The 9797-nt window shown below is 57.7% G+C and carries 8 protein-coding genes and 2 pseudogenes; 6 read left to right on the top strand and 4 right to left on the bottom strand.

Translation table 11 applies throughout. The annotated features are described in order from the left end of the window. The 4 genes and pseudogenes from JQ575_RS43040 to JQ575_RS43025 form a co-directional block, all read left to right on the top strand. A pseudogene (locus tag JQ575_RS43040) lies at positions 1-225 on the top strand (sulfonate ABC transporter substrate-binding protein); the annotation flags it as partial. 196 nt (positions 226-421) lie between these two features. Further along, the gene (locus JQ575_RS43035; RefSeq protein WP_212039200.1) at positions 422-1303 is read left to right on the top strand and encodes an ABC transporter substrate-binding protein; all 882 of its coding nucleotides are present in this window, start codon (positions 422-424) and stop codon (positions 1301-1303) included. 146 nt (positions 1304-1449) lie between these two features. Beyond that, positions 1450-2427, top strand: coding sequence for an ABC transporter substrate-binding protein (locus JQ575_RS43030; RefSeq protein ID WP_212039199.1), 978 nt, complete (start codon positions 1450-1452; stop codon positions 2425-2427). A gap of 163 nt (positions 2428-2590) precedes the next feature. Then, on the top strand, positions 2591-3025 hold the full coding sequence (locus JQ575_RS43025; protein WP_212039198.1) for a hypothetical protein: 435 nt from the start codon (positions 2591-2593) through the stop codon (positions 3023-3025). Positions 3026-3032: 7 nt separating this feature from the next. Here JQ575_RS43025 and JQ575_RS43020 read toward each other — a convergent pair whose 3' ends face one another. The 3 genes and pseudogenes from JQ575_RS43020 to JQ575_RS43010 all read right to left on the bottom strand — a co-directional run bounded on the left by JQ575_RS43020 (position 3033) and on the right by JQ575_RS43010 (position 6812). Next, positions 3033-3881: an ABC transporter substrate-binding protein gene (locus tag JQ575_RS43020; protein ID WP_212039197.1), complete on the bottom strand. Its 849-nt coding sequence runs from the start codon at positions 3879-3881 to the stop codon at positions 3033-3035. A 698-nt stretch (positions 3882-4579) separates the two neighbouring features. After that, positions 4580-5631 (bottom strand): annotated as a pseudogene (locus JQ575_RS43015) (IS110 family transposase). Positions 5632-5879: 248 nt separating this feature from the next. Then, the gene (locus JQ575_RS43010) at positions 5880-6812 is read right to left on the bottom strand and encodes a tripartite tricarboxylate transporter substrate binding protein (RefSeq protein WP_212039196.1); all 933 of its coding nucleotides are present in this window, start codon (positions 6810-6812) and stop codon (positions 5880-5882) included. Between the two features lie 177 nt (positions 6813-6989). Between JQ575_RS43010 and JQ575_RS43005 the strand changes: the two genes are divergently transcribed. Continuing rightward, positions 6990-7364, top strand: a complete 375-nt coding sequence (locus tag JQ575_RS43005; RefSeq protein ID WP_212039195.1) for an integration host factor subunit alpha — start codon at positions 6990-6992, stop codon at positions 7362-7364. Positions 7365-7523: 159 nt separating this feature from the next. Here JQ575_RS43005 and JQ575_RS45990 read toward each other — a convergent pair whose 3' ends face one another. Further along, complete coding sequence (locus tag JQ575_RS45990) at positions 7524-7646, bottom strand: hypothetical protein (RefSeq protein WP_283814210.1); 123 nt, start codon at positions 7644-7646, stop codon at positions 7524-7526. 1079 nt (positions 7647-8725) lie between these two features. Between JQ575_RS45990 and JQ575_RS43000 the strand changes: the two genes are divergently transcribed. Continuing rightward, on the top strand, positions 8726-8899 hold the full coding sequence (locus JQ575_RS43000) for a hypothetical protein (protein ID WP_212039194.1): 174 nt from the start codon (positions 8726-8728) through the stop codon (positions 8897-8899). Positions 8900-9797: the final 898 nt, after the last annotated feature.

Here is a 9797-nt window from a genome sequence, read left to right as displayed (position 1 = left end):
GTCTACGCCGAAGCGGCAAAGGATATTCGGGGCACCGCAAAGACGTTCAGCGCGGCCGCCGGGTTCCCCGAGCCGGTGATGGAGGTTGCGCTGTCCCGCAGGACCTTCGACATCCTGCCGATCAGCAGTTCGGTTATCGCCGAACAGCAGCGGATCGCCGACACCTTCAAGGATCTCGGACTCATTCCCGCAGCGATCAAGGTATCGGATGCGGCGCACCAGTAGCTGGGCCACGATCACTTCTGCCAGTGGCACTTTTGAGACGTCCGATGGCCTCTGCCGAAATCCGTTATTGAGGGCAAAGCCGACTTCCGGGTTGAGCGCCCGGACTTCTCACTTTGACCCAACGCGGACACAAGCCCCTATCCACCTGTTCTCCGGCGCGATACCATTAGCGCATCTGAAAGTCTAAGGGGAGCACATGAGGAGGCGGGAGTTCGTTCTCGGTCTTGCGATGCTCGCCAACATCGGTCGCGCGAGTGCTCAAGGCCGTGCGCGTCGTGTCGGGGCTCTCATAGCTTCGCCAACTCAAGCTAACGTTCTCGAAACAGCTCTCAGAGAGAAGGGGTGGATACTCGGCCGGAATCTCCAGATCGAATATCGAATAACCCAGGGCGATACCAATCTCTCACAGGCATATGCTCAGGAGCTGCTCGCTTTGCAGCCTGATGTTTTGTTCGCAGTGACAAACACATCTATGGCCGCACTGCATGCCGAGCATTCTAACATTCCGACCGTTTTCGCGATGGTCAGCGATCCAGTCAGAATGCATTACGTCAAGAGTTTCTCGAAGCCCGGAGGCAACGTAACTGGCTTTACGCCATTTGAACCATCCCTCGGCGGTAAATGGGTTTCGCTGATCAAGGAAGTGGCGCCAACCATCGACCACATAGGGATTGTTTATAACCCTGAACCGGGCAACAATTCCTCGGCGTTTCGCAAGTCAATTGATGAAGTCGCGAGCAAAGTAGGAATTACCTCGATTGTGACGCCGAGCGGCGATAGCTCCGACATTGATCGTCTTATTCGCTCGCTCAAGGATGAGCCGAATGGTGGGCTTATTTTTCTGCCGGACGCGATCACTTTTGTCCGGCGTGTTCAGATTAGTGCGCTGGTTGCGCAGTGTAGGCTACCGGCGATCTACCCGCTTCGCGCCTTCTGCGACGCCGGCGGCCTCATGTCGTACGGGGTGAATATCGACAAGAATATCGCAAGCGCAGTATCCTATGTTGATCGAATCTTGCGCGGTGCCAATCCTGCCGAACTGCCGTTCAAGCCCCAACCGTGTTTGAGCTGGTCTTGAACCAAAAAGCTGCACGACAGTTCAGCCTCCATTTGCCGCCCACGTTGCTCGCTCGTGCCGACGACGTGATTGAGTAAGGGCACAGATGTCGAATGGCACTTTTGGGAAATGCTCGCCTTATGTCAGTGCCGAATGAGGGTCGTTGCATGAAGCGTAGGAAGTTTATCGCGGGCTTAGGAATAACCGCTATGTGCATGTCCGTGGCTCGCGCCCAGTCCGGCGTGCCGTTGGTCGGATTTCTGAGCGCGCGTTCGCCCAACGAGGCCGCCGTTCACACCAATGCTTTTCGCCGCGGGCTCGAAGAGATGGGATTTGTCGAGGGTCGTGACGTCACCGTCCAGTATCGCTGGGCAAATGGCGACTACAGCCAGTTGCAACCCCTTGCCGCCGATCTTGTCCGCCAACCGCTTTCGCTTTTGGTCGCGGGTGGCGATCCCGCGGCACAAGCGGCGAAGGGGACGGGCTTTGAGGCACCGCTCGTCTTTGTCGTCGGCCAAGATCCAGTGCAGGCGGGGCTTGTAACCAGCATGAACCGGCCGGGTAAGGCCACGGGCGTCAACTTCTTTACGGGTGATCTCGCTGGCAAACGGTTGGAGCTTCTCTGCGGAATGGTACCTTCGACGCGCATCGTGGGGTTGTTGCTCAATCCGCGTTTTGGAATGGAAAGGGGCGAACAGCATCGGCAGGCGGTAGCCACTGCAGCTCAGTCGATCGGCCGCGAGCTGGTCGCACAGCCGGCGACGACGGAAGCTGAGATAGAGGCAGGTTTTGCCGCACTCGTTAGGGCGGGCGCCACCGCTCTCGTTGTGCAGAACGATCCATTTTTTGACAGCCAGCGCAATCAAATCGTGGCGCTCTCGTCCACTCACAGCATGCCCGGTATTTTCCACATCCGGGAGTTTCCGGCGGAGGGCGGGCTAATGAGCTACGGCGCAAGTCTCTCCGATACCTATCGGCAGGTCGGAGTATATGCTGGCAAGGTTCTGCGAGGTGCCAAACCGGATGACCTTCCGGTTCTGCGGCCGACAAGGTTCGAAATGGTCATCAACATGAAGACCGCCAAGACGCTTGGTCTTGCCGTACCGCAATTCATTCTTATCGCATCCGACGAGCTTATCGAATAAATTCGCATCAGGGAATCCGTTCGCCGGGGTAGACCGGAAGTCGCCGTGCTCGGGGCGAACTGACGCGAATGACCCGACTGAGACATTGGCCGCCAAATTTTGACGCACAATGCACCCTTTTTCTATGACGGTGTGATAGGATCCTCGGCTGAGGGCACCACGCATGAAGCGCCGGACTTCATCACGCTTGCCGGTGGCGTGGCCATCGCGTTGCCTGCTCGCGGCGCGCGCGCAGCAGCCCGGCGGTGTGCGGCGCATCGGCGTGCTGATGCACTTGGTTGCAAACGATCTTGAAGGGCAGGCTCGCTTTACGGCATTCACGCAGGCGATGGCGCAACTAGGCTGGACCGATGGTCGCAACGTGCGGATCGACGCGCGCTGGGGCGCTAACGATGCGGACCGCCGCAAATACGCGGAGGAATTGGTCGCGCTTGCCCCGGACGTCATCCTAGTATCTGCCACCGTTGAGGCCGTAGGATGGCTGCCCGGTGGAGTTGAAGTAATTATCGCCCGCTGGAAGGCGCAGAAGCCAAGAATGCGTGGGATCGGGTTCCTCGCTTCTCCCCGACCCCTGCTTCCTCGTTTGTTTTTACGATAGCTGACGGTTATTCGATCATCTCGTCAGCGAGCGTCATAATAGAAGATGAGAAAGTGATACCAAGTGACTTCGCCGATTTCAAATTGAGGATCAGCTCAAAGCGCGTCGGCTGTTCGGCTGGTAGATCGGCAGGCTTTGCACCCTTCAAAATCCTATCGACATATGCGGCTGCTCTGTGAAAGTGCGCCACTAGACTAGGACCGTAGGCCATTAAGCCGCCGGCCTCGACAAAATCGCGCTCCGGAAAAATGCCCGGAAGGCGGCGGTTGACCGTGAACGCACTAATTGGTTTGGCCAGGCTTAGGAGCATTCCGTCCGGAAGCGTCATGACCACTTCCGGCCGCCCACTGGCCGTTTGCTCTAATGCCACGGGCAGATTGGCAGGCGTTCCTACCGGAATGAACCGAACCTGAACTCCCATTTTGCGTGCGGCAACCTCGGTCTCTTTGATGTTCGTCTCGATTGTTGCCCGGTTCGGGTTGTAGAGGACGGCCATTGACGCCACTCCAGGCACGACGTCTGTTATGAGTTGAATCCGCTTGGCGGTGATCTCCTCCGATTGCAGCGAAAGGCCAGTGGCATTGCCGCCGGGCCTAGCAAAGCTTGCGAACACACCCGCTCCGACCGGGTCAGAGGCAATGGCTACAACTATTGGAATTGTCTGCGAAGCCTTCTTCGCCAATATCGCTGCCGCGATGCTCTCTACGACAATGATGTCGACGTTCTGCGCCAGAACTTCAATCAAAAGTTCGGGCAATCTATCAGGTTGCCCCTCAGCATAACGAAATTCGAGGATGATGTTCTTCCCGGGTTCGTAGCCGAGTTCCCGCAGTCCGGCGATGAAAGCCTTAAACATAGGCGAGGACTGCGACACTCCGAGCGTTACGACGCCTATCTTCCGAGTTGCGCTCGAAGTCGCCTGCGCTCGAGCGGTTGGTCGGGGAGCGAGCGCCAAGAGGATAGGTGACGCCGCCGCATAGCCGAGACGGATGAGGAGTTGGCGTCGTCTCAAGGGTTACCCCCAAGGGTCGGTCCAATATTTCGAACGCTATCACGTCCAGCCCGCGTCGGGGACTAATTCGCTTCAAGATCATGCAATCGGCAAACCCGGGTCCGATCGATTAGAGATTTCGAGCGGGCTTTTGGCCAGGTTGTCGAAGGAACCGCGCCGACGAAGTGATTAAGTTCCTATTTGTTGCGGTGATTGAGTCTGTTCGGGGCACTTTTGAGACATATGCCGACCGGCCGTGACGATGTCCGCTTCCGGGGGAGGACGGAAGTCATGGGCAGACCGGCAAAACGACGCGAATGACCCAAATGTATGGACCGGCTGCGTTTCGCAAGAGAGATTGTGCGTAGAAAGCGGAAGTCGCTGATATGTCTCCGGCCTGTTTGATCGGCTCGCGGGCCGTGGCCTTGATGGGAATACGCACGCATCTTTGGTCTCATTAGCGGACAGGTTGACGAGCAACCATTCGGGTCACCAAACTCTTGATGCGTTCATCGATCCGTTCCATGCGTTTTCTCTGTCGCGAACTGGGGCGAGGTTTGGGCTCAGATAGCCACCACCTCGTGACGGGGGGTGTCGAAGGTCTTCTCGTTGCGCAGGATGCTCCACGCGATCCGCGCCAGCTTGTTGGCCAAGGCCGTTGCCAGCTTGTTGCGATGGAGCCGTGGAGCTGCGTTCAGAAGCCATACTCCGAAGCTGAAACGCCCCCAATTGTGCGGGCGCATCAGGATGACGTTTGCGGCCTGGATGAACAAGGTTCTGAGATACTTGCTGCCTCGCTTGGAAATGCGGCCCAGGATTGATCGGCCACATGTGCTGTATTGGCGGGGCACGAGGCCAAGCCATGCCCCGAAATCGCGCCCACGCTCGAATGCCTCGCCGGTACCGATGGCAGCGACCACGGCGGTCGAGATCAGTGGGCCAATGCCGGGAACGCTCATGAGGCGCTGGCAGTTGGCTTCCTTCTCGCTGATCTTCTCGATCTCGCTGGCGATCGTGTCGATCCTCTCATCGAGCGCAATCCAGTCCTCATAAAGGCCGGCGATCAAGCCGCTCATCCGTGGCGATATCTCGTCCTGGCGGTTCTTTAGAATTGCCATGAGCGAGTTGCGCAGGGTCCTCGATCCGGTCCTGACCGCGATGCCTTGCTCGATGAGGAAGGCGCGGATCTGATTGATCGTGGCGGTTCGCCGCGAGACCAGGCGGGAGCGAACGCGATGGCAGGCCTGGAGATCGAGTTGATCCTGCGTCTTCTCGCGCACGGTGCGCAGGTTCGGCCGCAGGGATGCTTCGGCAATCGCCTCGGCGTCGTTGTAGTCATTCTTCTGCCCTTTAACGAACGGCTTCACATAGATCGCCGGAATGATCCGTGGCTCATGGCCCAGTTGACGCAGCGCCCGGCTGACAAAGTGTGCGCTGAGGCACGCCTCCATGCCAACGACGCTCGGAGGCAGCTTTTTGAAGGTCTCGACCAGCGCCAGCCGCTTGATCTTGCGACGAAAAGCAATTCTGCCGTCGGTGCTGAACCAACGACGTGGAAGACTTCCTCGCCAATGTCGATGCCGATCGAGGCCAAGGGCGGTATGGTGGTATCCATGGGCTGCTTCTCCGGTTGCTGCGGTGTAGTCCTTGCAGACTATCCCCGCGGGGGAAGCAGCCGGTCCATCCCATTAGCGGACATTTGCCTAGCCGACGAACAGCACAGCGATCTGATTGGTCAATCGTCGATTTAGTTTACGCGTCTGACAGCCGACTGAGTAAGAACGACGATTGGCAGCGTAGCTGGCGGCGGTTGATGGCGGATACAGATGTTTCGGGATCATAAATTCGAGGTGTTTAGGCTGGCTATTGCGGCAGCTTGATCCCGGAATCTCGAATGACTTTCCCCCAGTAAGCCACCTGATCCTTGACGAGCGTCCCAAACGCGTCGGCCGTTCCTCCCGCCGGCGTTGCGCCAAGCTTGGCAAAGGTCTCGATGACCTTGGGTTTCTGAAGCGCCTTGTGCACTGCCTTGTTAAGGGTCGTCACGATGTCGCTCGATGTGCCGCTCTTGACGGCGAATCCGACGTAGTCCTCCACGACGAGTTCGGCAAAACCTTGCTCGACAACCGTCGGCACGTCCTTGAGACCAGCCACGCGGTCAGGCGCTGTCACGCCAAGGGCACGAAGCCGCCCGCTTTCCACGAAGTCGCCTACCGTGACCGTCGCGAGAAAATCGAAATGGTTGGTGCCATTCAGCAGGTCACCGATGCGCTGCTGTGACTGCTGATAGGGCACGTGGATGGCTTGGATGCCGGCTTGCAACTTGAGCATCTCGCTAATGAGGTGTGCGGGGGTTCCAAATCCTGCAGACGAGAAATTGTATTTTCCGGGGTTCTGCTTGAGGACGGCCACCAGTTCGGAAATGGACTTCGCCGGAAAGGAAGGAGGTACGACGAGTGCATAGTAGGACTTCGAGACTTTGACGATTGGGGTAAAGTCGACGTCCGGCCGCATCCCCGGGTTCGGCATCAAGGCAGGCACCGCCGCGGTCGGCACGCTCATGGAGTAAATCGTGTAGCCATCCGCCGGTTGCTTCAGTACGTCGGACATTCCGATGGTTTGAAGCGCGCCTGGCTTGTTCTCCACAACCATCCGCCAGCCTTCGGCTTCGGCGAGTTCCGATGCGATGACGCGGCCGATGACGTCAGGCGGCGTCCCCGGTCCCGTTGGCACGACGATGCGAATAACGCCTGAAGGATAGGTCTCGGCATGAGCCGCCAGGACGATGCCGAGCATCGGCAACGTCATCAGGATATGTCGAGCGATGCTTCTGATGGCACTCATGGAAGCCCTCCTGGCGGTCGGATGCCTGCAAGCTTGCCCATTCCTGCCATCGGGACAGGGCGTAGCAACACCTCATTTGAGCCTCGAGCCGGGCGTGATACAAGGGTTGAAATCATATGGGTGGGACCCATGACAGGAAAGAACGTCACGCGCGTCGATCTCTACGAAGCCGTTTACCAGACCGTGGGCCTGCCCCGAGCCGAGTGTTTGGGTGTGGTTGAATTGGTGCTCAACGAGATCACCGACACTTTGGCGAAGGGCGAAACCGTTAAGCTCTCGTCGTTCGGCTCGTTCATCGTGCGCAATAAAAACCAGCGCGTCGGCCGCAATCCAAAGACTGGAACTGAGGCGACAATTTCGCCCCGTAGGGTCGTGGTGTTCAAACCGTCGGCGATCCTGAAACAGCAGATCAACGGCAAACCGTCTGGAACAAAGGCAACTACGATCGCGGAGCTTGGCTCTTCAGCGCTGCTGCGGCCGCGCTCAGCCGATGTCCGCTCTTGACGTCCTAGCGGCGGACGTTGAGCATGGGCATTTTGAGGTCCGTTTTTGGACCCTGAGCGGAAGTGGCGCGCGTTGATTTGCTGAGCAACCTTCTTCCTAGGCTGGTCTAAATGACCGGTTTGCCGACGCCGCCCCAACTCAATCTTTTGTCGGACGCGTTTATCGCCGCCGACTTTCCGCCAGCGTGATAGCGCCGGCAGCCACCAGGACAATGACGATGACGGTGGCAAGCGCCTCCACCGAGGCCAGGGTGTCGTACCAGTTGTTCCAAAGCTCAAGCATGCGCTGGCCTCTATCGAGCGCGCCCACTGTCGAAAGGACGTGCCTTCACGCACAAGAATACAATGCTACGTTTCGTCGCGTGCGTTTTGATCGCGCGGCAACATGACCTATGCCGTACCGGTATTGGGGCCGCGCTACCATTCGGACGCCCGCATATCGAGTGAGGTAGATTACGGTCACCGCGCAGTGAGCCGGCCGGACCGAGAACATGAATGCACCTTGGTGCGAGCCGGTATACCAAGTCCAAAGTTTAATTGGACCTCTCCTGATAATCGTTATGGGCGCGGTTGGGGGAACCAAAAATAAAGCTGCTTACCGAATACCTTGAGCGGGCTCTAAGTCTTGAACGCCTCGCGGCGGGCGAACCAGATTCAACTTTCAAAACTCAGTTGTTGAATCAAGCGACGGCCTACCGAAAGCTGGCTGCGAAACGAGCAAACGATTTTAGCCTACCGCCACCCAGCCCGCCCCCATTGTCAAACTGATCCGCTCTTAAGCCCGCCCGCATACTGAGATAACAAGCAACACCCCAGCCAGCGCCGAAAAGGCCATCGCCCAGCCGGTTAGCTTCGGGTTGAACTGCGATGCCGTTGAATTTTGCTTTCGCCAATGACTCATAACAGACTCCTGCACCCACCCGGATCAATCGTGGCTGCGCGTTAGTTCCAAGCCGCCCAATATAAGGATGCGGCCCAGTCTCGGGGGGAAACTGGGCCGCTGGGACGTTCGTCGATTGTTGTCGCATCGACAATCAAATAACTAGCCAGCTTGAAGGTCGTTCCAACCGAGTCAGCGGATCACCGCCAAAATAACAAGCAAGCCAATGCCCCCAAGGCCGATGGCAATGGCGCTAATAAGATGTTTGGGCCTTGGCGTGACCTCGAATTTCATACGCGTTTTTCCAGTAAGCGGACACACGACAATAGGCCGATGAAGGGCGCGTTCCGTGACAGAACGATGAAATTACTTCGCCATCTTGCCGTGGCCCGTTTTAGACTAAATAGTATTTGCGTTGGCGAACCTTTCCCGAGTTCCTGCACTTGGGTAGAACGGGCGCTGGGCAATCAGTGGAGTGCGTAATGACGGGGCATACTCGATTGGCAATTACACCACGCGACCGCTTTCTCGAAACCGCGCAAAAGGAACTCGCCGCTTTCGAGCGGCGCGAACGGGAGTTTTCCAAGAAGCAACGGAAAGAGCGAGCTGCGGAGCTGCAGATACCGACGATCCGGGACAGCGGCGTCAGGAACTAGTCGAGTAGGGCCGCCTGCCTTGCTCTAAAATTCAGGCGGCCCCGCCGACCATATTAATTGTCCTGCCCGCTGCAGAGCCCATAGCTAGCCTATTGGACATAAGCAAACCTACTTAACAGTCTTATGACAAAGGCCGCCTTGTCGGGGCCTACTGCAACTGGCCCGCAACGCACCGGCAATCATTAATGCGCGGAGAACCAACCTGTCTGCCGAGAGGCTAAGAACTTAGATTTGTTACGAATAGGGCGGCACTCAATAGAGCTAGGCCACCTAAAGCCCAGCCGGTCCCATAGCGATCATCGCTGCGGACTGTAGGCCAACGCTTTGCCATTTGGGTCTCCTTGATGCCTCACACCATGGATCCAAACGCGTATTGGTTAACGATTGCCACCCGGCTCACAACGCACCGGCAATTATTATCCCGTTGAAACCCCTCCCGCAGATTGGCGGCCCGCTTGCGCTGGCTTGTTTCCACCACTAGTGGCCTAGTTTGAATCTGTAAGTGGCCGGCCGCGTAGTTAGCGACCGCGAGGGGCAGTCAAATCGACGACCTGCGGCGCGCTGTCGCCGCGCAGTTTCTCAACAAACCAAAGCCCAAATGGCTACAAACGAGGAAACGAATATCAGTGCGCAGAAAAGAAATACATTCATGGGGTCCTCCAGACTGCGCTTGTTGTTCGAATCTACGTCTGCTCACAGCTCGAGGGGCGAACGACATTTGGCAGTCGGCCAGAACGGCCGTGATCGAGAGCCGGTGTATCCAGTTTAGCACGCCCGCCCTCATTCCGACGTGATAAGATAGCGCAAGTTAAAGCGCTGTTACGCTCCCGGCTCAGGAGCCAAGGAGGGGATCAAATGAGGCGCCGCGCGTTCATTGCCGGTCTCGTTTGCACCGCCG

Origin of the sequence: Bradyrhizobium sp. JYMT SZCCT0428, from assembly GCF_018131075.1 — a bacterium.
In the GTDB taxonomy this organism is placed as follows: Bacteria; Pseudomonadota; Alphaproteobacteria; order Rhizobiales; family Xanthobacteraceae; genus Bradyrhizobium.
Note: the sequence above shows the minus strand (reverse complement) of the source record. Positions and strands in the feature narration are given on the sequence as shown.